Consider the following 22,689-nt stretch of genomic DNA (forward strand, 5'->3'; position numbering starts at 1 on the left):
GGATTGTCTCTGCCAGACGTAGTCGTAAAACACGACGTAAAATCCAATCACGGCAGCTTTTTTTATAATAAGATCGTCATTCACGATTTACTTAGGCTGCCATCCATGATCGGCAGTTGCATGGTACAGTAGAGCCGTGATGCCGATAGAAGCATGTCGCAACATTTTTTCCCATCATAGAATGGGCAGATTATCGTCTCCGTGGCAAAAGATTTTCCGAAACTCCTGAGCGTTTTGGCTTTCCCTTCTTATGTTTTTTAGGGCCATGATGTTTGCCCGGCTTACCTTTATGCATTCGTTTGCTATGACCATATTGTGCCCGTCCATGACGAGGTCCGTGTGTAGTACACGCTGAAAAACACATGATCATCACACTGCTGATCGTGAGTAGAATTAGTAATTTTCTTAACATATCAACCTACTTTTCAAATATTAGACCAATATCAGTCTCCCCTTAGCAATTATATGCTAATCAACTGATTTGTATCGGTTTTCATATAGAGCCCAATCACACACTTATCTGGTAACAGCCTGCTGGATCAGCGTTAGTTGTGCGGGGGCGAGATCGGCTGCGGTTACTTTCACCACAATATCTCCAGCCCTAGTACCATTTGGTTGTATAATAGCAAGCGCTCTACCTCGAAAAGTTTTGGGCGTCGATGAGCGGAAACTGTGCATATCGCTCGGTGATGCATTGCCTCCGGCTAGAAGCATACCATCACCTTCACAGGTGATTTCGACAAGCTCATCTGTATCCGTCACTACATTTCCGTCCGCATCTACCAATTCTATCTTCACGTACGATAAATCTTCCTTGCTCGGCAGCAGTGTTGTACGATCTGCTGTCAATCGAATGGCCACCGGTTTACCCGTAGTACGAAATATCACGGCACTATCTTCACGTCCCTTTTCCACGTTTACCGCTTTCAATTCTCCCGGTTCGTAGGCTACGTGAAAAGTAGCCGTATAGTCTTCAGCACCCGTTTCTTTTTCTCCTACCAACGCTCCATTGCGATACAGTCGTACACTTGGCTTGCGACTATACACACGCACGGTCATCATCTGCGATTCACGACCTTCCCAATTCCAACTTGGCAATTCATTTGGCCAACCCCAAAAATTGACTACCTCCGTCTTTCCTGCTGCTACGGGCGGTTGTACAGCCATACTAATAGCACGCTCATTCCATAATACATCGCGATAATAAGACTGCGGTTTCTTATCTCCAATTAGGTCTATATCACCACACCAAGCGTTGTACCACGGCCAAGGCATAAATTGGTGTCCACCTTCTCCTTTTTCTAATTCATTAGATTGTCCCAGTCCTGCTTCTCCCAAATAATCTATTGCTGTCCACACGAAATCTCCTATGATGAAAGAATTACTCTCTACCAAATTCCAGTTTTGGTGCGCCTCTTTCGGTACCGATTCGCTGCCATACATAATGCGTTTTGGGAATTGTGCATGATCGCTCAAATACTTATCCCATTTATAATTGTAGCCGGCTACATCCAAAGAACGGAATGCTCGTTCGGAATGCGTATCCCAAGGCATATCTCGATTATCCCAATGATCATTCACACCAGCCGTCACCGCACGTGTGGTATCCAATTCATGAATATGGCTTCGCAATCGGCTAGCGATTTTCATCCCCTCTTCCGAGAGGCGATCCGCTATTTCGTTGCCGATGCCCCACATAATGATCGATGGATGATTACGATCTCTTTTGACGATATGCTTGAGGTCGTGCTCGCTCCATTCGTCAAAATATTGGTGATAGTCATTAGCTCTTTTGGGTTTTTGCCATTGATCGAAAGATTCATCTATCACTAACATGCCTAGCCGATCGCAGGCATCCAGAAAAGCCTCAGACGGCGGATTATGCGCTGCCCTTATTGCATTGAAGCCATTTTCCTTCATGAGCTCTACTTTACGTTCTTCAGCACGTTTAATAGCTACAGCGCCCAGAAGGCCATTATCGTGATGTATGGAAGCCCCCTTTAGTTTAAGCGATTTGCCGTTTAATTGAAATCCTTTCTCCGCATCGAATGTGATCGTCCGTATGCCGAAGGGCACCACGATCTGATCCTGTTGCCCATCGCTAGATAGGGTGATGTGAGCTTGGTATAGTACGGGCGACTCTAACGACCACAGTTTTGCATTGGGAACATCAAGACTGAATTCTTGCAAAGACTCTCCTTGAGCTGCTACCCTTACTTGCTGATTGCGTTCCAACACAACCTTCTGCTCTGGCGATACAATTCGCACGTTCACTTTGGTATCTTTGCTTTGCGTATTTTTATTATGTACTATGGTTTTTAGGTGGAGCGTAGCGGTTTTTTTCGTGAGATGCTGTAGGTATACAAAGCTATCCCAAGTATCTAGATGTAGCTTATCCGTTTTGATCAATCGCACTGGCCGAAAGATACCAGATCCAGCATACCATCGGCTATTCTCGCCAACATTGAGTACTCGGATCGCTACGATATTGGTTTCGCCAGCGGGCTTAAGGTATGGCGTCATATCCACTTTAAAAGAGATGTATCCATAAGGATTGAAATTTACCTTTTGGCCGTTCACATAAACTTCCGATTGATTATAAACGCCTTCTATGTACAAGGCAAACTGTTTATTGGCATCTGCAGCAATAGTGGTAAAGGCTTTGCGATACCACCCTTCGCCCCCTAATGTCTGCCCAATATCTGCACCACCAGCACCTCCTTCATTGTATTTCGAGAACGGACCAACGGTGATCCCTTCCTTTTGCATAGGCGCAGGATCCATACTCCAATCATGTGGCAAATCTAGCGTGTGCCATGCATGATCATCAAAAGACACCTTTTCGGCTTGCATGATACTGCCGCGGTAGAATTTCCAACCCGTGTTGAAATCCGACTCTCTCTCACTGGCAAAAGTATGCTGAGCAAATAAAATGACGACAAATAAAAGTCTGCGTAAAAGCATATAATTGTTGTTGATTAGCGAACGCTAATATCAAAAAAAATTGACTGATCGACACGGGACACTTTAGCCTTTTTAGAGGGACTAATTAACAATTTGAGATACTAAAAAAATGCTATCTTATCGGTATAGAAAATGAATCTTCAGGACACCAACGAACATCCTATCTTTCGAATACCCGGCTGAATTGACAGATATCATTACAGAGATCGTAAATCCATTCAATCTGAAATTGACCGATCTTCAAAGAACTTCGGAAAATGCAGAATATGGAGGGACGTCTTTCACATTAGATGGAAAGACCGTACAGTTTAGGGTAGCAAAAATCATCCCTAACAAGCTAGGTCAGTTTGTGGCGCTATACAACAGATGTACTAGTACGAACAAGATTATCCCTTTTGGCACTCATGACAACTTTAATTACGTTTTTGTAGCCACCTTTGAGGAAGAATACCGTGGGATTTTCATTTTCAATCAAGATATCCTATTAACAACAGGAATATTTACCAGTCTTGATAAGCAGTGCAAACTAGCATTTCGAGTAGATGCCCCATGGATAAATGTGCTAGCAGCTCAAGCTGTCAAAACCAACGAGTGGCAGAATAATTATTTCACGCCTTTAAACCACTTCCCCTTCGCCGTGTGGGGAATCAAATAGCATGAGCCATCCATTGTACATGTGGGACAAAATCAATAATCCATTCGCTTAAATTGCCCCCTATGCATCTATCTCCTATAATGTATCTTGCTATCTTCTTATTCACTTTTAGGATAGCTGGTTATAAGCACCCATACTTATAGCTAGCTATCCTTCACTTAAATTGCATTTACTTATTAAGGCTTTGTTATGAGGAGATTATACAGTCACGTTTTATTGACCTTCACTCTGCTGCTTGGAGCAGCCAAAGGATTCGCCCAAGCGCAATTGGCGGCTTATGATGGCTATCTGTTTGCCTACTTTGAAGGGGCAGGATCACCTGCTCTTCAAGAACAATTGCGCTTTGCAGTAAGCAGCGATGCCTTGCATTGGTATGCTTTGCATGATAATGAACCCATTATAAATTCGGCCGATATCTCCAGTACCGGAGGAATTCGCGACCCGCATCTCTTGCGAGGTGCTCAGGAAGATGGGTTTTACCTAACTTGTACGGATATGAATACCATGAAAAATGGCTGGGAAACCAATCCAGGCATCATACTCCTGCATTCTGATGATCTGATCTCTTGGAAATCTTCGGTATTGGATCTCGCAAAACTATATCCGAATGAATTTGGATCGGTAAAATGGGTATGGGCTCCGCAAACGATCTACGACCCTTCGGTCGGAAAGTATCTTGTGTATTTTACAGTACGAAAGCACGAAAATGAAAAACTAGATTTTTATTATGCTTACGCGAATGAAGATTTCAGCGGATTAGAAGACACGCCAAAGCTGTTATTTAGTCCCACCTTTGGTGGAATTGATGGAGACATTATTCTTAAAGATGGTGTGTATCATTTCTTTTATAAAGGCAATACCAAAGATCGTGATGGAAAAGAATTCGAGAACGGTATCAAGAGGGCAACTAGTCAATCCCTACTAGGGCCATGGAAAGAAGATCCCCGATATCTGGATGTATATGCCGACACCGAAACTGTAATAGAAGGTTCTAGCATCTTCAAACTAAATAATTCCGAGGAGTATTTTCTGATGTACGATTTATATGCAACTGGAAAATATGCCTTCCAGCGCAGTCGAGATTTGGTCAATTTCACCGAAACAGCCGAATATTTCGAGAAAAACTTCCATCCGCGACACGGTAGTGTTATCTCCATATATACCGCAGAAGCCGTGCGATTAGCCCAAAAATGGTCTGGTGTTCCAGATGAACTATTAAACAAAGACATGCAAGCAAAATAAAGGAGATTTGTTGTCCACACATATGCGGGCAAAAATCCTCCCTATCAAATTGTTATCGCAGATTAAAAGAGCGATTTCAGCAAGTTCTTAACGCGACCTTTTCCAGTATTTTTCTAATGGAGAAGCATTGCATAAAGGACTGCCGAACGTAACTGCGGTAACAGAAGAGCTTCATATTTTTGCCAATTATTTAGGTAGCGTACTTCGTCTATACACCAAACAAAACACGCAACAACATATCCAACATAAATTGGTCGAATACGCTAAAGAACGGCTAAGCACAACGGAACTTACCGTCAGCGAAATAGCTTTTGAACTGGGCTTTCAGCACCCGCAGTCTTTTAGCAAGTTATTCAAGCGCAACACAAATCAATCGCCCTCGGAGTTTAGGGCTTCGTTTGATTGAGAGATTATTGCCAGATGAAAATAGCTTTTTAAGATAAATTAGTTGTAATCCGGTAGGTGCAGCGCTGGCCTTCGGCAAAGATATGCGAAATCCTTTCGACCTTATTTTCCTTCCCGAGCAAGGACTTAAAGTTTTTCAGCTCGGCACGGCAAAATCCTTGGCATTCGGTTGCTGCAGCACAGATCGGACAATGGTTTTCAATCAAGAAATAATGGCCATCCTCTTTTGTCCATTCCGCCATATAACCTTCCTCGGTACGTATACGAGTCAGGATGTCTAGTCGCTCTTCGAGATTCACAGCGTTCTTTAACATTTCCTCATAACGGGCGTGCGTCATCTTTTCCCGCTCGCCGATCAGCAAGTCAAGTGCATTTTCACCCAATAGTTCCCTCACCGAACGCAACAGCTCCACGGTGACCTGTGCATGCGAATCGGGCAACGTAGCCAATCCCTTATCCGCCAATTTATAATACGTGACTGGTCTGCCGACACGCTCGCTTTTCACAAAATTTTCCACCAATCCCTCTTCCGCCAGCTTCAACAGATTGAGCCTCGCACCCTCCTTGGTAATTCCTAATTCATCGGCCAACAGCGCAGCAGTGATCTCGTTGTTTAGCTTGATAAATGTGAGGATCCTATCTGTCAATAATTTCTTCATTATACAAAATAAAATGGTTTTATTTTTTGTAAAGGTATGAAAAAGCACTATCTCCTCCTAAACAAATACGATTTTAATAGGCGAAATATAGCTTTAGAACAAGTTTACAGGTTTCAAAACCCATTCTGTTGGCACGAAGTCACGAAACAATAAAACAACTTTTATTTGTTTTATTGTTTATTTCTCTACCTTTGCCTACGTATTAATAATTAAAACAAGTAGCATGACTTATACATTACCGACTCTCCCTTACGCTTACGAAGCGTTGGAACCTCACTTCGACCAAGAGACCATGGCTATTCACCACAGTCGCCATCACCAAGCTTATGTAGACAATTTGAACAAGGCTATTGCAGGCTCGCCTGCCGAGGGAAAATCATTAGAAGAAATCCTTGGTGAGATCAGCACCTACTCGCCTGCTATCAGGAATAACGGAGGTGGCCACTACAATCATGATCTTTTCTGGAAAACCCTTTCTCCCAATGCCAAGCTCACACCTACACACCAGCTTGCTGATGAAATCAACACGGTATTTGGCAGTTTGGACAATCTGAAGGCAGAGATCAAAAATGCGGGCCTTGGTCAATTCGGTTCGGGCTGGGCATGGCTTCTCGTGCAGCAAGATGGCACGCTTGCCGTATCAGCAACCGCCAATCAAGACAATCCGCTCATGGATACCAATCTGGCAAACCAAGGTTACCCAATTCTAGGTGTGGATATATGGGAACACGCTTACTACCTTAAATACCAAAACAAAAGAGCAGACTATCTGGATGCATTCTGGTCGGTGCTCGATTGGGATGCCGTAGAGAAAAACTACGCAGAGGTACTTTCAAAAATTAACAACTAATTGATATGTCTTGCCACTACCTTCAGCAGGACAAAAAGCAAGTAAAGCGATGACGACAGGCACATTCGTAAACAAAGTGGAGGCATCCGGAATTATTGCCTTCGACCTGATCGACTTTAGGCCTACGGCCGAGATCGTTGGGTTTGACCTCAAAGAATTGTTATACATGGAAGTGATGGTTAAGGAAAAAGAATTTCGGACTGCCGTCACGGCGATCGACTTTACAGCCTTTAAAGACAAGGCAGTAGCCGTACATTGTTCAGCTGATGCGATCATTCCCTCCTGGGTGTACATGGTCCTCGCCGAAAAATTCCATGGCAATGCCGCCTACTTTGATTTTAAGGACATTCCCTCGCTCGAACTGGACCTCTGGAAATCCGGAATAGCAGCCGCTGAGCTGTCTGAATTCGAGAATAAAAAGGTTGTAGTAAGAGCAAGACCCGAGATACCGCCCGCATTATATATGTTGGCCACAAATCTTCTCAAGCCTATTGTGAAGGCTTTGATGTACGGAGAGATCGGGATGCCCAAACTCATATTCAAATAACACGCGCAAGAAATGAAAGCAATACTATTTAACGGTGCTCTGGAAAGACGAGCGTCGTCTACCTCGGGTCATCTTTCTGGTTACCTGGAAGAAAAATTGAAACTGGCCGGAATAGACACCACTATTTTCAACCTGGCAGACAGCGGTATTCCCCTGTTTGATAATACGCTCGCCAAAACGCCAAAAGGCGTCGAACTAATGAATCATCTTTTTCTAGAAGCCGATCTCCATTTTTGGCTTGCTCCTTTATACCATGGAAGCATTCCAGGCGTGATAAAAAACTGCCTAGACTGGCTAGAAATTACGGCAAAAAACACCAAGCCCTATCTTACGGATAAAACAGTGGGACTGATCTGCTGGGCAGGTGGCGCGCAGGCTATGCAGGGCATTAACACGATGGATTCAATCGCCAAATCGCTCAGGGCATGGCCGTTACCTTTCAGCGTACCCATTGCCAAGAACGAACTGTTTGAAAAGGACAGTCCCGGTGAGATCACCCACTTCTATAAAAGTAAGCTGGATCTACTTGTCGATATCGCAACAACGAAGATCATTTCGACCATTCCATCACAAAATTTAGTGCGATGATAGAAACAGATATATGTATCATCGGCGCAGGCCCAGTTGGCCTTTTTGCTGTTTTTGAAGCGGGTCTTCTAAAAATGCGTTGTCACCTAGTAGATGCCTTACCGCAAATTGGCGGGCAGTTGTCCGAAATATATCCGCAAAAGCCGATCTACGATATTCCGGGTTGCCCCAATGTAAAAGCACAGGACTTGATCGATAACTTGCTCGTTCAGATCGATCCGTTCAAACCTACTTTTACGCTTGGCGAACGGGTAGAATCCATCGAGAAGCTTGCTGCAGACGACAGCTTTGTGTTGACGACCAATAGCCAAACGCAAGTCGCCGCAAAAGTAATCGTCATTGCGGGTGGCCTCGGTTCTTTCGAACCTCGAAAACCGAAAGTAGAAAATCTGGAATCGTTTGAGCAGGGCAAAGGCGTTGAATACATGGTCAAAAACCCCGAGAAGTTTCGTGATAAAAAACTGATACTCGCCGGTGGTGGGGATAGCGCACTGGATTGGACTGTCTATCTCGCGGATATTGCCCAGTCGGTGACTTTGGTACATAGAAGCGAAACATTTAGGGGTGCGCCAGATAGTGTCGAAAAGGTGCTTAAACTGGCAGAGGAAGGAAAGATCAAGCTTATCTTAAAGTCCAATGTGGTCAAGGTACATGGCAACGAGCATTTGCAGGAAGTGTTCATCGCAGATGACATGCAGACCTTAACGGTGCACGAAGCCGATTACCTTATTCCCTTATTCGGTCTTAGTCCTAAACTGGGCGTTATTGCAGCATGGGGATTAGATATCTCTAAATCAGCGCTTACCGTCAGTACGGTCGACTATTCTACGAATGTTGCTGGGATCTTTGCCATAGGAGACATTAACACCTATGAAGGAAAGCTGAAACTCATACTGTGCGGTTTTCACGAAGCTGCTTTGATGGCACAGAGTGCCTTCAAATATGTATATCCCGACAAGAAAGTGCCTTTTAATTACACGACGGTCAACGGCATTAAAGCCTTCTAACAACCTATACAACGGGCGAACACAATGGTCAATTTTACAGTAGAAAATAGCACAGGAGAAAGGCAGCAACTAACCATTCCTTTGGATATGGGATTAAGTTTGATGGAAGCGCTACGCGCCAATGAGTACCCTATTTTGGCCACATGTGGTGGCATGGCGTTATGCGCTACTTGTCATGTAGCAGTTTTGGCTGGTGCTGAGTATCTCGCACCATTATCAGATTCGGAATTTGACCTACTGGATACGCTTCCCGATGCAGGTGCTACCAGCCGCCTTGCCTGCCAGCTACGGATCGCGAAAGAAATGGAAGGTGCACTATTCAAACTCCGAGGAGAAGAACAGTAAATTTTCAAGCCCGATGCTGCAAAGGTCGCAGCTAGCGGGCACTTGTTTCCATAAAATCGATCCTTTCAACTTGTTACTTATGCTATGGCTGATTATTCAGCGAAGGATAAGTAACAAGTTGGTTTTTCATTCAGATCGGCTCAAGCATCTTTTTTCTAGCGATCCGAATGCTAGCACTAAAAGTCTGCCCAGAAATCTTCAAACCTAACCTAGAAACTCATCTAGTTTAGAGATTTTCCGTATCAGGAGTTTGTAGTCGTTTAATTTTGTTGATTTTCATGTGCAAGGCGATAAACGATAACGTAAACGTCACTACTGCAATAATCGCCATATTGATCACGTAGGGGTACGTTAAATGCGCGGGACCATCCTCTATGATCAAAATCCGAAATACCGGTAGAAAATGTGTCAAAGGAATACCACTGGCAATGTACTGAATCACGGTTGGCATCTGACTGAGCGGCCAGGTAAATCCAGAGAGAATGAAGCTTGGAGTAGCAATAACCATTAATACTTCGGTAGCTTTTAATTGGTTCGGCAGCAGAATACTGAAGAGAATCCCGATAAAACAGACTGATAGCACGAATACACCTGCAACCAGGGTGAGCATACCTAAGTTTTCGGTGAAAGGAACCTTAAACCAGAACGTAAATAACCAGTAAATAAGCCAAATGCCAAAGCTCATGATTAAATAGGGAATTACTTTCACCATGATCAGTAGAAACGTATTTTTTGTTTTTGACACCAAGTCGCTGAAGGTACCGTTCTCAAATTCTGAAGCAAAGGATAAAGCCAAGCCCAGCAGCAACACTTGCTGCAATACCGTAGCCAATATACCAGGCCATAGAAAGTACATATAATTGGTTGCCCGATTATTTTTTTTGATGAAAGTGGTTCTGAAAGGTTCATATTGACTCATTCGAACGCTTTCAGGCACGCCCTGTTTGCGTAAAGCCTCTAACTGCGTGCCGACTTTTAAGGTTCCAAGAACGACTTGCAGTGCTGAAGAAGCATAGTTGGCCGTTAATACATTAGATGTATTTACAATGGTAATCACCTCTGGGTAATGTTTTGTCAATACATCCTTTTCAAAATCCTTTGGGAAAATAACGATACAGGCTGCTTCCTCCTTTATGCTCAGCTCTGTAAGATTTGTTTGATCTGGTTTGATCGCTATGATGTTGATGACTTCATTATCGCCCATCATTTCTATCGCTGTTTGGCTCAGACTACTATGATCTTCATCCACCACGATAATAGGCAGATCGGTAACCTTTCCTTTGCCATACACATAGCCCAAAAGTATTCCGTACATCAATGGAGCTCCGATAAACAAAATGCGCAGTACACTATTGCCCCAAAATAATTTGAACTCTCTTTGCAATAATTTTAAAAACGTGCTCACAACTTATTTTTTATAGTAACGGTTGTTTTATTTAGAATATCTTTTGCCGCGCTAGGATCCTTTGGATTAATCGTCATTTCATACAAAGGATCTTGTAAATCATAGTCTGGATAAGCCGTTGCAATATTGGCATAGGCACCGATCTGTTTGATATTTTTCACCACACCTGCTACTGTTAAGTGATCCTTATAAGGAATGGTTACGTCGATGGCCATGCCTTTACTATAGTATTTTAACTGTGACTCCGGTAGTGTAAAGCGAAAGTAAATGGTGTTGTCTAACGTACCATTAAACAAGGTATATCCTGGCAAAGCCAACTCACCGACCTTCAATGTAATGGATTCTATCGTCATATCCTGCGGAGCAATAATGTAACGCTCTTTTTCCGCCACCTCTACCTCTTGCAATGCACCTTCAGCTCGGTCTTGCTGGCCAAGTGCCATTTCCTGCTGTTCGATACGCACGCCATTTTGCACATCCGCAATCTCTGCATTTACCGCGATAAGTTGTGCCTGTGCACCTTGATACTTGGCAAATACCTCGTCATACTGCTGTTGCGCAATGAGTGAGTCTTTCACCATTTCTTCCATTCTACTAAGCGATTTCTGCGCAAATTCGTATTGCTGTTCTAGCGCGTTCTTCTTTGCATTTAACTGCTTCAATTGATTGGCCGTGGCTCCGTGTCGACTCATTTGATATTGTGCATTTGCAGATGCTACCGCGCCAGCGGCTTGCATTCTTTTTGCCGCGACCTCCGGTATATCCAAGATAGCGAGTGTATCTCCGCGGCGCACAAAATCACCTTGACTACAATGAATACTTTGAACGCGACCGGCAATTTTTCCAACCACAGCTATTTGCTCTTTTTCCGTTTTACCTTGAATAAAGTCTTTCGTACCTTTTTCGTTGTTACAAGCGGTTAGGACGATACTGGCTATTACCACCACTAAATATTTTTTCATAATCTCTATTTCTATCGTTATTGTACTTGAATAAAATGGTGCAAGGGTTTCGAGGCGCCGTAGGCATCCAATGCCGCTTGTCTCTGATTAATCAGTATTTGAATTTTGTTTAACGACATCTCGTACACATCAGTTTCTGCGCTAATTCTTTCCGTCACGTTGATCAAACCTAATTTGTATTGTTTCTGTGCTGTTGCGAGATTGTCCTTTGCAATCTTTTCCTGCTGTTCGGCAATACTCAATTGATTCAGTAGCACGCGGTAATTGACCAAATTATTTTGCAACTGTAAATTCATCATCCGTTGGCTATCCTCTTGTTTGTTTGCTAAAATCTGTTGATCGATTTTTACAGCCTCTATCCTATGCTTACGTTCAAAGCCACCAAAAATCTCCCATTTCAATACGCCGCCAAGCATCCAGTTGGGAGACAGCGTTGCTTGGTTTAGCGACAAGTGCGCCTGGCTTCCAATAATCGGTAAGGCAAACGAGGAGTTGACGTTAAAAAGACTGGCATAGCTATAGCTTGCAAAAGCACCCACCGTTGGGAGTAAACTACCTTTTTCTTTCTTCAGGTTGTAATCTAATGCCGTTGAAAATGCCTTCATCGCTTTGAGTTCATTACGCTCTTGTATATCCAGATCCGTAGACACCTCAATAGGATTTAATTCATACCTCACGCTATCTATTTCCGGTTTTTCCCATCCGGTCAGATTGTTTAATTTAATATACAGCAACTGTTTTTTACCTTGAACTTCCGATTTTCGAGCATCCAGATTAAGACTTGCCAATTTAATTTTATCCCGATCGTATGGTATCGCTAAGCCATTCTGAATGGCCTTTTCTACGCGCTCTATTTCTTTTTGCAAGCGCAATTCACTTTCTTGAAGCAATACTTCCGCCTGCGCCAAAAGCCGGAGCTGATCGAAACTACTGATGACATCTTTCACCAGATCATCTTTTTTGATTTCGTCTATCAGCAGGTTTCCTTCATTTTTTGCCGCTAATGCTTTCGCACCATTAGCGATCTGTCCTCCGCTAAAAAGAACTTGTTTGGCGGTCAAGCCCGCTGCAAATACGTTGGCACTGTTATTAACGGTAGTGGAACCTTCAAAAATATTTGCTCCGCTGACAGGTAAGGTGGTGGTTGGTACATCCAGCTTCAAATCATTATTTAAGTAGACATAGGTGGCATTGGCAGAGAGAGTAGGCAGGTATTTATTCATCACAGCCTTACGCTCATCCTCCGCCTTTCTGTGCTCTAAAGATTGATTTTTCATATTGCTACTATAGCTCATAGCCGAAGCAATAGCCGATTCGAGTGAGGGCGAAATCCTAATTTGTGCATATACGCTCGGAAAACTCAAACTACAGATCAGTAGGCCTGCAAGCACCTGTTTTTTCATTTCTCTTGATTTTCTATATTGCTATAAATTGCTTTAAAAACTTCCCTAACCCCTTGTATTTGTTGTTTGGTAAGACCTGTGGTCATGATGCTAAACGTCTTGTCTACCACCGCCATTATTTTATCTTTCTCCTGTTGCGCAAAATCAGTGAGGGTGATAATATTCATTCTTTTGTCGCTCTTATGAGAAATACGATCTATATAACCTAACTTCTGCAAGTTGTCTAAGAGTCGGGTCGTACTCGGCTTATCTCGCCCAGTTTCATTGGCGATGACTTGCTGTGAGACACCATTCTTCTCCCAGAGCACCGCTAATACCGTCCATTGCTCTTTGGTGAGATTGATACCGGCATGCTTAAAATTCTGACTCAATAAGCGAGAAACATATCCGAACAACCGTCCATTCAGCAAGTTATATTGCTCCTCAAACGACAACATGGTATCCATATCCTGATTAACCAAATCCATGATGCAAAATAACAAACAAATAGTTAGTTATGCAACTATATTTTTAATCTTTAATTTTTCTCTGACATGATAGATGGTCCATAAAGATTCATAGAGACACAAATTCACTTAAATTTATTTTCTCAATAATCAGAAACTAATCTAGTGATTTTAAACAAAAAAGTAGGATGATGAAGTTGTTAACTTACTGATAGGTAATTACTGGCCATTCTGAAACCACAGACACAAGCTACCTATACATCATAGGGGCGTTAAAAAATGTAGCGTAATACTACATGCACTATGCCGAAGCAGGTCTGCTACAGGTTGCTATGCAAGTAGTATGGCAATGATCTGAGCGATCGCTCATCGTTGTTTGAAAAGATCACTGAAGCCTAAGAATAAAAGTTTTGACGGAGCGGTAGATTTATGTTTCCAGGATCAATCATGTACGATCACCTGTTTTACAGGGTCTACCTGGCAAGTGCCTTTGCCTTGCTGTAAAGTGACCTTCGCTTTGACCTGATAATTTCCTGGATTAGCATAAGTATGAGACGTGGTCAATCCCGAAATAGTTTCAGACTGTCCATCTCCATATTCTAGTATTACCGATGCTACCTTTAGCTCTCCCGAATAATGTATTTTGAAATCGATGGTTTTCCCGTTAGCACTATTCTGAGAATGTTCAAATTCTACTAAATAGGTTTGGCCGAGGCAGTCGATGATTTTTTCTTCTATTTTCTTACAAGACCCAAACATCAAGAGGGCAATACAAATCACCGCCGGCACCACGACAGTTAGTAAACGTTTATTCATTACTTTATAATTGATAGACCGTAAAAATACTTAGAAAAAATCTAGGTGCAACTATGATCGTAAAATTTTGTCTGGTGCGGTTATCAATCTGTATAATAATAGTTTAATTCACTAAATTTATTGTTGAAATGAGCACCTAACCATCTGGTTGATTGGAGAAGATGAGTTTAAAGCAGCGTATATGAAAAGTCATAGCACGAATTATAAGGATACCTTTATTGAAGTGGCGGAAGATACCACAGCGCGTTGTGGAACAATACCCCCAACGAAAAAAAATAAGACCGTTGCAGAACTAGAGTATGCGCTTCTGTTCAACAATCCATATAAATATACTTCTGACGACATCCTATTTCAGTTATTTGCAGACAGAAATGACCTGACGAAAGCGGAATATCAACAAGAAAGAGAAAGATTTTTCTCAAAAGGACAACCTTGTTTAAGGGCATCACCTTTAACTAAAACATACGGCTTTGGGGTGCATTTCGACAGTAGCGAAAAAGTAGCCATCTATGGATTGGAAACCCCTGAATATGAAAAGTTCGTTACAGATGACAATCTAAAAAAAGTAAAAGCCATGCGTTCGAAAAGATAAATAGAAGATATCGAACGTCTTTCTATACGGTATTCTATGGCGATCGGAGTTTTACGACTTAGCAAACTTCCTTACCATTGGTGAATGCAAATAGCGTCATCTTTCTTACCACATCATTCAAAGGTTGATTTGTATGATGTCAATAAAACAATCCATTTATCCTTTTTACGGGAAACCGCATTTTTTATTTATTGCTAATGCCTTATATTCGTGTTGTTATTAACCAAACATCACTATGAATATTATACTATTACAAGCCACAGATGTGGGAGGAATTATCCCATTCCTAATTTTCCTTGCTCTTTCTATCGCCATTTTTTTGATACTACGAAGTGTCGTTCTTTGGTACTGGAAGGTGGAAAAATTATCGAAAACCAACAGAAACAGATTGCGCAGCAACAAACAATTATTGAAGGTTTGGCAGGGTTGTATAAGTCGATGAATAAGCCGAATACTATAGATGAGATTTAAAAGTGAAAGTGACTTGAAATAACGAAAAAAATTGATGTTAACTAGGCAAAAAACAATATAAATTCAGACAATGTTATTTAAAAACCACCCCTATACCAAATCACTTAAATTGTTTTCCGGAAATAAATTGACTTTTTTGTAATATCATTGTATCTTATATTCTAGTAAAGATGACTATGACATCAAATAGCCCTAACGTTTTTTAATTAGAACAAAACATGTATATCCTGAAGGTAATTAGGATAGTAGGATCTGCCAATAGGCCGAGCATCAAAGCTTTGCAATGGTACCGTTTTTCACGCCAACAGAAAAAGCTGCCCGACATGTTCGATCAGGCAGCTTCAGATTCAAAAAATACTTCGTTAGTTTTTAGAAATAAGCTGCATAAACTTAGCGCGGTGATCAATGATCATCCAGATGTTGATCAATAAAAGAGGAATAGCAATCGCTAAGCCGCTTGGCATGAATGTGTAGTTGTGCACCACAATGCCGACCATCACGGGAAGTATCACGATAGCTCCAATGGCTCGGGTTCTAGGAAAGATGAATAGCGCCCCACCTATTATTTCCACCAATCCGACTAATGGCATGATCCAGTGTAGTTTTTCGATTGCTTGGAATATTTCCAAATCTTGCGGAGTCACCTCCGGCATGGGCATGTAGTGTAGAAATTTATCAAGCCCCGCATTAATAAATAGCAGACCGAACAGTAAGCTAAAGATGAATTTTACGATTTTCATAGCGATTAAGTTTATACTAATTGATAATAACAAATGTAGCGTAGAAATTTAGGATTTTCTTGCTTCATGATTATTTCTTGTCATAAGACAGCTACTGCCGTAATCTTTGCATACTAAGATAACACGGTACGATTTTTTTAAGACTTTTTCTAAATAAGCCTTCGGTAACCTTCCGTTTGAGCAACTCTCTTTATAAGAAGGCGGTAAAAATTACCGTCACCAACACAAACAACTCCATGATGAATAAGAGAACAACACTTTTTCTATGTGCTTTTGCTTTGCAAGGCGTTTTGGCATTCGGCCAAGAGCAGGATATGCCCGATATGAATTACGAGATTGTCCACACGCAAAAATTACCGAACGAAGTGTATCAACTGGTCTACAACCCGACCAACGATAAAGTATATGTAGCAGGACCGAAAAAAGGATTCAACCGCGAGGTAGAAAACTTCATCTACGTGCTCAACGGAACCGATTTGCAAATCACCGACTCCATTTCTGTCGGAAATAACCTGCCGTTCGGCATCACACTCAACCATAAAACCCAGACGCTCTACGTCGGTCATTCCCTACAAAACGCGATCAGCGCAATCGATATACAGACCAAAAAGCACACTCTTATACCAAGCGGAAAGGAAAAATCCAAAATTCGCGAACTGGCGGTCGATGAGAAAACCAACAAAATCTATGTGTCGGATCACGGAAATCCTTCGATCTGGCAAGTCGATGGCAACACGAATACCTACGAAAAGTCACTGGATCATGCCAACGCATATTTGCTTGGGCTCAGCGTAGACAGCGAGCGCAACAAGATTTATGGTACCGACGGGCAAGATATGAAAGGCAGCATCTTGGTATTCAACGCGACCACTGGTGAGATGGAAAATAGCTTCAACACCTGGTCCTACTGCCCGATGAATCTGGCGCTCGATCGGAAAGACAACCGGATTTTCGTGAGCCAATCCAACGACAACAATATCACCGTGGTCGATGGTAACTCGGGCGAAATTATCGACAAGGTCTATTTAGGATACAACACCTCTCCTATTGGCCTCGCGTACGACCAAGCCAATCAGCTGATTTATACGGCCAATCGTATGAAACAAGAAGTGGCGGTGATCGATGCAAACACCTACAAAGTATTGGAGCGTATCCCAACCGAAGGCTTACCTAACACCATCAGCCTAGATCAGAAAACAGGTACGATCTACGTAACGAATAAAGAAGCTGGAAGAAATGGTGAGCCCGTAGAAAACGGCAACACCGTCATGAAAATTACCTATAAAAGAGGATAAGCGCCACTAAATCTGCTTTACAAACATCTTTCAAACCAATACCACCAAGACATTATCCCCGATCTTTGCAAAGCGGATTGGGGATAATATCCCTACCAAACATGACTTTACACACACGCTTACTCCTTTTCCTATTTATTGCTTTTAGCGCGAACCTATACGGGCAAACCACCATCAAAGGCCAAGTACTTTCTGCCGATCTGCAATCCTTATCGGAGATTTCCGTTGCCCTTCTGCGCTTGCCCGACAGCACGTTGGTTTCTCAACAAAAAACGGATGCCACCGGATGGTATCAATTGCATGCCACACCAGCAGGATCATTTGTATTGCAAGTTCAAGCCTTAGGCTTCGCCGAATACCATTCCGAAGCCTTCGCGTTACGCATCGGTGAACAGCGGCAGATGGATGCCATTTATTTACACGAAGATCTGACCGAAATCGCGGCCGTAACCGTGAGCGGACGCCAGCCGGGCATACGGCAGTACGTGGATAAGCTCGTAGTGGATGTCGAAGGTTCGGTCTTGAGTGAAGGCAACAATGCCTTAGAATTGCTGGAGAAAACTCCCGGCATTGTATCGGATGGCAAAGGAAACTTTTCCATTCAAGGACGGGCGGGTGCCAATGTGCGGATCGATGGACGAGAAACTTATCTGACTGGCGCGCAGCTTGCCAGCATGCTGCGCGGCATGCAAGCTGCGGATGTTGCGAAGCTGGAACTGATGAGCAATCCTTCCGCTCGAGAAGATGCGGCCGGCACAGCCGGAATCATCAATATCGTGACCAAGAAAAATAAACGCAGCGGCTTCGGTGGTGATGTGTTCGTACGCGGGTCGCAAAGCAGGCGATCGCAAGGGACAGTGGGCGGTGGCATTCACTATAAGGTGAATGGGCTGAATATATACGCCAATGGATCTATCGGGCGCGAACAGTCGGAAGATAGTACGCGCATCGAACGGCGCTTTTTCCAAGACGGAGAGCTTCGCTCCATACAACAACAAAAGGAAACCCAAGAGCTCAATCCGGGCAAGTTCCACAGCCTGCGCACGGGCGCCAGCTATGAATTTAACGACGGCGGTGTGCTCGATGCCAGCTTTCATTGGATGCGCGGCCGATTCATCAGCTTATCACAGATCGACATGATCACCAGCTCGGCTGTAGGCGCTACCACGCAAACGGCCGCAACCGCCAACCAGTTTGATGAAACCTTCAACAACCTGACCTTCAATATTAACTACGTGAACAAGTACGAAGGCGAAGATCATTTCCTGAAAATAAACTTCGACTACGCACCCCATGGCAACACCTACAACAACAGCTTCCGCACCGACATTCAGGATCTTGCGAGCAACAATACACGCACATCGGCACGCGCCAACGTACAGGATCTCAGCAATACGACCTACGCTGGTCGATTGGATTACAGCAAACCGTTTCATGATCGCGCGAAACTGGAGTTGGGCTGGAAAGCCACCTATTTCTTCATCAACAATGATGTACAAAATGATACACTGATCGGTACAAGCTGGCAAAGAGATGCCAACACGTCCAACCAATTTCAATACACGCAACACATCCAGGCGGCCTACGCAATGTACTCTGGGAAATTCAAGCGATTTGAATACCAAGCCGGACTGCGTGGGGAATACACGTTTATCAAAGCTAATCAAGTAACGCTAAATGATATCAGTCAGCAACGTTATTTTGATCTATTTCCCAATGGCTTCTTGTTATACAACCTCAACGAGCACCAGACGATCCGGGGCTCCTTCAGCAGCCGGATCGAGCGTCCGGGAGATCACGACATCAATGCATTTCGGATTTACCAAGATGCCTTCACCTATTCCGAAGGAAATCCAGAGCTGAAACCCGAGCGAAGCTATATTGGCGAAATTGGTCATGGCTTTAAAAATGTACTATTTACCACGTTGAGCATGAGCTATGGTTACGATGTAATCAATTGGATCTCACGCGTGGGCAGCAATCCGGGTGAAAACCTCACTCGACCAGCCAACATCGGGAACTTCAAAAATTACAGCGCCAGTGCGATGTACAACAACCGTTTCTGCTCTTGGTGGACGGGCAGCCACTATCTGAATGCTTTTCATAATACGTACCGCGGGGAGATTGACGACGTGATTCTGGATTCGGAAGGCTCGAGTTGGTCGGCCAATAGTAGGCACACGGTACAGATCAAATGGGGATTGCGTGCCGAAATCGCAGCATACTACAACTCCGGCGTGACCACAGGTGCGATGCGCACCGATCAACGCTATGGCGTGGACGTGGCCGCAGAGAAAAAGCTGATGAATGATCGCGCCATGCTCAAACTAGCTGTAACCGGACTGATCCGTAACGGCAACCCACAGTACACGAGCACGTATGGCGACCTCGTGGTGTGGCACTCCGCATTTCCGGACAACAGGAAGGTAATGCTGTCCTTAAGCTATCGCTTTGGTGAATAAGAATAAACGACGTAGATATTGATCTTTTAGGTAGCATTATGGGATATACAAAGACACAGTTGGCAATTTTGAAGGTATTGCAGCAGCAAAGTAAAGCGCTATGCGCAGACGACATCTACTTACGGCTCAATCCCAACAAAAAATGCTACAGCTATGCGGCCATCTACCAGAATATCAATCAACTTTGTCGCGATGGTGTCCTATCGGCGGAGAAGACCGACTCACAACGTAGTCGCGCTGTTAAAATAACCCATAATGGGGCGAAAGAATAATCTGCAAATACTATTTATAATAAATCTAAATAAATGTATATTTGCGATGCTTTGGAAGAACATCTACACACGCAAGAACTACAGATTACCCGCCAATCGTTCGAACAACTGTTCGAACGGTATTGGAAGCGTCTGTATGCCTTTGCCGTAAAGATGACTGCGGATGAGGAGGATGCGAAGGAGATCGTACAGGAGATTTTCAAATCTTTGTGGGAGCGTCGCGACAGCCTTAATATTCAGGATGTAGAACGTTATTTGCTACGCTCTGTGAAACTAAAAACCATGGAATACATCCGCAACAAATCGACGAAGCAACGCCACCACGATATCATTCTCAGCACCACGAAAATCGACTATGAAGATCAGCAGGTGCAGGTAAAGGAGCTCAATAACAAGGTAAATAGCTTGGTAGAGTCTTTACCAAAACAGTGTAAAAACGTGTTTAAAATGAGTCGTGAAGAAGGTTTGACAAACAAGGAAATATCCCGATTGCTGCTGATCTCGGAACGGGCGGTAGAATACCACATCAGCAAAGCACTTTCGACCCTAAAAATAGGACTGTATCCGGTAGAATAAGCGATAACAACAGCTCACAATTATATACTATCTTTGTAGTATAGAGAAGATGAAGATAACCAAAGAACTACTAGCGCGCTATGAGCTTGATCAATGTACCGATCAGGAGCAAGTTGCTGTACGCCAATGGTTGGATAGCACGGATTTGGAGCTGGATGAAAATGTGCTGGAAATGACGGGGTATGCGGACAATCCGAAAGATCAGGCGGTTAAACAGGAATTGTGGCAACATATCTCTGCGCACATCAATGGCGGTGACGCGATCAAAAAGAAGCCTGAGCTGTACTCTGATTCTACTCCTTCTTCTGCATTCCCGAAACGTCGGCCAAGCTTGATCACCTGGCTATCGCTAGCGGCATCGACAGTGATTCTGTTGGGAATCGGTTGGTGGACGTATCCATCCGCCGACAGCGAACCGCAGGTTTTCAACGCCAGCAATTCCGATCATGCCGTCGTACTTTGGGAAGAAGATTCTTTCGAATTCACGCTCAGCAAAAACAGTTCTGCCAGTATCAACTTTCAGTCGGGCAATATGGCCGTATCGGGCGATGTATTATTCAGTCCGAAACGCGATATCATCCTCTACAACAAACAGAATAAAACCTCGTTGGACTTTCGTCAAGGCGAAGTGTATTTTATCTCCACCGATCCCGACACCAGTGAACTGGTCGTCTACTCGAAGACCGAGTTGGAATACCTACCACCTATCCTCAGAAAACATATCCGAAAGCAATTTCACCTTACCTAATCTATGCGTTTACCTACATGGCTATCTCCCATCCTATTTTTCCTAGTAGCAATTTGTGCGATCGGCTTAGGGGTATCCTGTACGCATTCTGATCAACAGAACGAAGTCGCCCTTCAATTTGAACCCGCCTATTCGCTATTCACCAGTAAGAACGGCGACAATAATTTTATACTGATCGATAGCAGTTGGCAGCAGGTAGCCGCTGTGCGCCCGCCGCATACTGGTTTTAACCGCGAATTCATCCAGCGTAATGGTTACGTTTATTCCATCAACCCGCAAAATGATTATCTGGTGCAGTACCACATCAGCCTGAATGGCTTGCAGGCAATCGACTCTATTAAGCTAGTCAACGATAACATCGAGCAATACCATTGGAAGAACAACTCAGACACCTTATTAATCGCCAATGTTGCGCATGGCAACACAGAAACGAGCCGCTTCTACGAGATAGATACCAAAAACTTTTCGCTGATCCGCGAACACACTATTCCAGTACCACCTTCGGTGAATGATTTTGCAATTCTAAGCTTAGGTTTGATCCGTTACGAAAACGACAAGCTGTGGGTCGCGTATGCTTATAGCAAAATGCTCGGCCATACCGAATATACCACGTTAGATACCATGTACTACCGTACGCTGGATTTCTCCACCTTGCGGGTGCTGTCCGAGCAAAAAGATGCACGCTCTACCTATCCCGGTGGGATCAATACCATCCAAACGTATAGTGGCACCGCCGAAAATGGCGACTTTTACTTCACGAGCGGTCCAGGCATAGCGGCAGGAAATGCTACTCAGCTTCCATCAGCAATATTCCGCAAGAAAAAGGGCGTTGATCTCGTAGATACGACGTACATGGTCAATATCTCCCAACAAACGGGCAATCATGCTTATGGATTTTGGTATGTGGGAGACGGTAAAGCCATCGTTCGGGTCGAGCAATCCGACAAATACACCGATTTCTCCAATCACCATCTTGTGTACCAATTTGAATATTACCTCGTAGATCTTCATTCTGGCAAAATGGAACAATTGGACTTGCCTTTAGATAAAGGCACGCGTAAAGAAAACGTCGTTCAGGTAGGCGCTGATCTGTACATCGCCATTGACGATGAAAAGGATCGCCATAGCGTCTGGAAATACAATCTAGAAACAGGCACTATTTCTGAGCAGCTAACTCCCCAATTTCCAATAGATTACCTCCTTCGACTAGACAAATTATTCTAATTTCTCCTTTTTCTC

23 protein-coding genes are annotated in these 22,689 nt (G+C 43.5%); 15 read left to right on the forward strand and 8 right to left on the reverse strand.

The window, feature by feature from the left end; translation table 11 throughout:
- Positions 1-516 precede the first annotated feature (516 nt).
- Positions 517-2,964 (reverse strand): glycoside hydrolase family 2 TIM barrel-domain containing protein, encoded by a 2,448-nt coding sequence (locus AC3IRT_RS10320; RefSeq protein WP_489393168.1) that lies wholly within the window; start codon positions 2,962-2,964, stop codon positions 517-519.
- A gap of 184 nt (positions 2,965-3,148) precedes the next feature.
- Here AC3IRT_RS10320 and AC3IRT_RS10325 point away from each other — a divergent pair, with 184 nt between their 5' ends.
- The 3 genes from AC3IRT_RS10325 (at position 3,149) to AC3IRT_RS10335 (ending at position 5,267) form a co-directional block, all read left to right on the forward strand.
- On the forward strand, positions 3,149-3,619 hold the full coding sequence (locus AC3IRT_RS10325; protein WP_489393169.1) for a MepB family protein: 471 nt from the start codon (positions 3,149-3,151) through the stop codon (positions 3,617-3,619).
- Positions 3,620-3,808: 189 nt separating this feature from the next.
- The gene (locus tag AC3IRT_RS10330; RefSeq protein ID WP_489393170.1) at positions 3,809-4,861 is read left to right on the forward strand and encodes a glycoside hydrolase family 43 protein; all 1,053 of its coding nucleotides are present in this window, start codon (positions 3,809-3,811) and stop codon (positions 4,859-4,861) included.
- Between the two features lie 127 nt (positions 4,862-4,988).
- On the forward strand, positions 4,989-5,267 hold the full coding sequence (locus AC3IRT_RS10335; protein WP_489393171.1) for a helix-turn-helix domain-containing protein: 279 nt from the start codon (positions 4,989-4,991) through the stop codon (positions 5,265-5,267).
- Positions 5,268-5,295: 28 nt separating this feature from the next.
- Here AC3IRT_RS10335 and AC3IRT_RS10340 read toward each other — a convergent pair whose 3' ends face one another.
- Complete coding sequence (locus AC3IRT_RS10340) at positions 5,296-5,925, reverse strand: helix-turn-helix transcriptional regulator (RefSeq protein ID WP_489393172.1); 630 nt, start codon at positions 5,923-5,925, stop codon at positions 5,296-5,298.
- Positions 5,926-6,148: 223 nt separating this feature from the next.
- Between AC3IRT_RS10340 and AC3IRT_RS10345 the strand changes: the two genes are divergently transcribed.
- The 5 genes from AC3IRT_RS10345 to AC3IRT_RS10365 are packed head-to-tail and all read left to right on the forward strand — an operon-like array spanning position 6,149 to position 9,262.
- Positions 6,149-6,775, forward strand: a complete 627-nt coding sequence (locus AC3IRT_RS10345) for a superoxide dismutase (protein WP_489393173.1) — start codon at positions 6,149-6,151, stop codon at positions 6,773-6,775.
- Between the two features lie 49 nt (positions 6,776-6,824).
- On the forward strand, positions 6,825-7,322 hold the full coding sequence (locus AC3IRT_RS10350) for a DUF2480 family protein (protein WP_489393174.1): 498 nt from the start codon (positions 6,825-6,827) through the stop codon (positions 7,320-7,322).
- A 12-nt stretch (positions 7,323-7,334) separates the two neighbouring features.
- Positions 7,335-7,910, forward strand: a complete 576-nt coding sequence (locus AC3IRT_RS10355) for an NADPH-dependent FMN reductase (RefSeq protein ID WP_489393175.1) — start codon at positions 7,335-7,337, stop codon at positions 7,908-7,910.
- Positions 7,907-8,917 (forward strand): NAD(P)/FAD-dependent oxidoreductase, encoded by a 1,011-nt coding sequence (locus tag AC3IRT_RS10360; protein WP_489393176.1) that lies wholly within the window; start codon positions 7,907-7,909, stop codon positions 8,915-8,917. Before AC3IRT_RS10355 ends, AC3IRT_RS10360 begins: the two co-directional genes overlap by 4 nt.
- A gap of 24 nt (positions 8,918-8,941) precedes the next feature.
- A complete protein-coding gene (locus AC3IRT_RS10365) occupies positions 8,942-9,262 on the forward strand; it encodes a 2Fe-2S iron-sulfur cluster-binding protein (protein ID WP_489393177.1) in 321 nt (106 codons plus the stop codon).
- A gap of 226 nt (positions 9,263-9,488) precedes the next feature.
- Here AC3IRT_RS10365 and AC3IRT_RS10370 read toward each other — a convergent pair whose 3' ends face one another.
- The 5 genes from AC3IRT_RS10370 to AC3IRT_RS10390 all read right to left on the reverse strand — a co-directional run bounded on the left by AC3IRT_RS10370 (position 9,489) and on the right by AC3IRT_RS10390 (position 14,294).
- Positions 9,489-10,667 (reverse strand): ABC transporter permease, encoded by a 1,179-nt coding sequence (locus tag AC3IRT_RS10370; RefSeq protein ID WP_489393178.1) that lies wholly within the window; start codon positions 10,665-10,667, stop codon positions 9,489-9,491.
- Positions 10,664-11,629 (reverse strand): HlyD family secretion protein, encoded by a 966-nt coding sequence (locus tag AC3IRT_RS10375; RefSeq protein ID WP_489393179.1) that lies wholly within the window; start codon positions 11,627-11,629, stop codon positions 10,664-10,666. Before AC3IRT_RS10375 ends, AC3IRT_RS10370 begins: the two co-directional genes overlap by 4 nt.
- Positions 11,630-11,646: 17 nt before the next feature.
- Positions 11,647-13,032 carry a TolC family protein gene (locus AC3IRT_RS10380; protein ID WP_489393180.1) on the reverse strand — a complete coding sequence of 462 codons (1,386 nt, stop codon included), beginning with the start codon at positions 13,030-13,032 and terminating at the stop codon, positions 11,647-11,649.
- Positions 13,029-13,499 (reverse strand): MarR family winged helix-turn-helix transcriptional regulator, encoded by a 471-nt coding sequence (locus AC3IRT_RS10385; RefSeq protein ID WP_489393181.1) that lies wholly within the window; start codon positions 13,497-13,499, stop codon positions 13,029-13,031. The genes AC3IRT_RS10380 and AC3IRT_RS10385 overlap by 4 nt, the downstream gene beginning before the upstream one ends.
- A gap of 420 nt (positions 13,500-13,919) precedes the next feature.
- Positions 13,920-14,294 carry a PKD domain-containing protein gene (locus AC3IRT_RS10390; RefSeq protein WP_489393182.1) on the reverse strand — a complete coding sequence of 125 codons (375 nt, stop codon included), beginning with the start codon at positions 14,292-14,294 and terminating at the stop codon, positions 13,920-13,922.
- A 181-nt stretch (positions 14,295-14,475) separates the two neighbouring features.
- On the opposite strand from AC3IRT_RS10390, the gene AC3IRT_RS10395 reads away from it, so the two are divergent.
- Positions 14,476-14,886: a DUF6157 family protein gene (locus AC3IRT_RS10395; RefSeq protein ID WP_489393183.1), complete on the forward strand. Its 411-nt coding sequence runs from the start codon at positions 14,476-14,478 to the stop codon at positions 14,884-14,886.
- An 833-nt stretch (positions 14,887-15,719) separates the two neighbouring features.
- Here the strand turns inward: AC3IRT_RS10395 and AC3IRT_RS10400 are convergent.
- Complete coding sequence (locus AC3IRT_RS10400) at positions 15,720-16,097, reverse strand: MauE/DoxX family redox-associated membrane protein (RefSeq protein WP_489393184.1); 378 nt, start codon at positions 16,095-16,097, stop codon at positions 15,720-15,722.
- 236 nt (positions 16,098-16,333) lie between these two features.
- On the opposite strand from AC3IRT_RS10400, the gene AC3IRT_RS10405 reads away from it, so the two are divergent.
- From AC3IRT_RS10405 to AC3IRT_RS10430, 6 genes are all read left to right on the forward strand, one after another.
- Positions 16,334-17,392, forward strand: a complete 1,059-nt coding sequence (locus tag AC3IRT_RS10405) for a YncE family protein (protein ID WP_489393185.1) — start codon at positions 16,334-16,336, stop codon at positions 17,390-17,392.
- A gap of 101 nt (positions 17,393-17,493) precedes the next feature.
- Entirely contained in the window at positions 17,494-19,854 is a 2,361-nt protein-coding gene (locus AC3IRT_RS10410; RefSeq protein ID WP_489393186.1) for an outer membrane beta-barrel protein, read from the forward strand.
- A 38-nt stretch (positions 19,855-19,892) separates the two neighbouring features.
- Positions 19,893-20,126: a transcriptional repressor gene (locus AC3IRT_RS10415; protein WP_489393187.1), complete on the forward strand. Its 234-nt coding sequence runs from the start codon at positions 19,893-19,895 to the stop codon at positions 20,124-20,126.
- Positions 20,127-20,159: 33 nt separating this feature from the next.
- Positions 20,160-20,702 carry an RNA polymerase sigma-70 factor gene (locus tag AC3IRT_RS10420; RefSeq protein WP_489393188.1) on the forward strand — a complete coding sequence of 181 codons (543 nt, stop codon included), beginning with the start codon at positions 20,160-20,162 and terminating at the stop codon, positions 20,700-20,702.
- Between the two features lie 49 nt (positions 20,703-20,751).
- Positions 20,752-21,450 carry a hypothetical protein gene (locus AC3IRT_RS10425; protein ID WP_489393189.1) on the forward strand — a complete coding sequence of 233 codons (699 nt, stop codon included), beginning with the start codon at positions 20,752-20,754 and terminating at the stop codon, positions 21,448-21,450.
- Positions 21,451-21,453: 3 nt separating this feature from the next.
- On the forward strand, positions 21,454-22,674 hold the full coding sequence (locus AC3IRT_RS10430; RefSeq protein WP_489393190.1) for a DUF4374 domain-containing protein: 1,221 nt from the start codon (positions 21,454-21,456) through the stop codon (positions 22,672-22,674).
- Positions 22,675-22,689: the final 15 nt, after the last annotated feature.

It is taken from the genome of Sphingobacterium sp. KH_072 (genome assembly GCF_057837975.1).

Excerpts from the sequence above, each read along its gene's own strand:
- AC3IRT_RS10420 (WP_489393188.1), top strand. The coding sequence starts at position 20,160 with ATGTATATTTGCGATGCTTTGGAAGAACATCTACACACGCAAGAACTA.
- AC3IRT_RS10365 (WP_489393177.1), top strand. The coding sequence starts at position 8,942 with ATGGTCAATTTTACAGTAGAAAATAGCACAGGAGAAAGGCAGCAACTA.
- AC3IRT_RS10355 (WP_489393175.1), top strand. The coding sequence starts at position 7,335 with ATGAAAGCAATACTATTTAACGGTGCTCTGGAAAGACGAGCGTCGTCT.
- AC3IRT_RS10340 (WP_489393172.1), bottom strand. The coding sequence starts at position 5,925 with ATGAAGAAATTATTGACAGATAGGATCCTCACATTTATCAAGCTAAAC.
- AC3IRT_RS10375 (WP_489393179.1), bottom strand. The coding sequence starts at position 11,629 with ATGAAAAAATATTTAGTGGTGGTAATAGCCAGTATCGTCCTAACCGCT.
- AC3IRT_RS10405 (WP_489393185.1), top strand. The coding sequence starts at position 16,334 with ATGATGAATAAGAGAACAACACTTTTTCTATGTGCTTTTGCTTTGCAA.
- AC3IRT_RS10350 (WP_489393174.1), top strand. The coding sequence starts at position 6,825 with ATGACGACAGGCACATTCGTAAACAAAGTGGAGGCATCCGGAATTATT.
- AC3IRT_RS10400 (WP_489393184.1), bottom strand. The coding sequence starts at position 16,097 with ATGAAAATCGTAAAATTCATCTTTAGCTTACTGTTCGGTCTGCTATTT.
- AC3IRT_RS10415 (WP_489393187.1), top strand. The coding sequence starts at position 19,893 with ATGGGATATACAAAGACACAGTTGGCAATTTTGAAGGTATTGCAGCAG.
- AC3IRT_RS10320 (WP_489393168.1), bottom strand. The coding sequence starts at position 2,964 with ATGCTTTTACGCAGACTTTTATTTGTCGTCATTTTATTTGCTCAGCAT.
- AC3IRT_RS10385 (WP_489393181.1), bottom strand. The coding sequence starts at position 13,499 with ATGGATTTGGTTAATCAGGATATGGATACCATGTTGTCGTTTGAGGAG.
- AC3IRT_RS10430 (WP_489393190.1), top strand. The coding sequence starts at position 21,454 with ATGCGTTTACCTACATGGCTATCTCCCATCCTATTTTTCCTAGTAGCA.
- AC3IRT_RS10425 (WP_489393189.1), top strand. The coding sequence starts at position 20,752 with ATGAAGATAACCAAAGAACTACTAGCGCGCTATGAGCTTGATCAATGT.
- AC3IRT_RS10360 (WP_489393176.1), top strand. The coding sequence starts at position 7,907 with ATGATAGAAACAGATATATGTATCATCGGCGCAGGCCCAGTTGGCCTT.
- AC3IRT_RS10330 (WP_489393170.1), top strand. The coding sequence starts at position 3,809 with ATGAGGAGATTATACAGTCACGTTTTATTGACCTTCACTCTGCTGCTT.
- AC3IRT_RS10395 (WP_489393183.1), top strand. The coding sequence starts at position 14,476 with ATGAAAAGTCATAGCACGAATTATAAGGATACCTTTATTGAAGTGGCG.
- AC3IRT_RS10380 (WP_489393180.1), bottom strand. The coding sequence starts at position 13,032 with ATGAAAAAACAGGTGCTTGCAGGCCTACTGATCTGTAGTTTGAGTTTT.
- AC3IRT_RS10410 (WP_489393186.1), top strand. The coding sequence starts at position 17,494 with ATGACTTTACACACACGCTTACTCCTTTTCCTATTTATTGCTTTTAGC.
- AC3IRT_RS10345 (WP_489393173.1), top strand. The coding sequence starts at position 6,149 with ATGACTTATACATTACCGACTCTCCCTTACGCTTACGAAGCGTTGGAA.
- AC3IRT_RS10390 (WP_489393182.1), bottom strand. The coding sequence starts at position 14,294 with ATGAATAAACGTTTACTAACTGTCGTGGTGCCGGCGGTGATTTGTATT.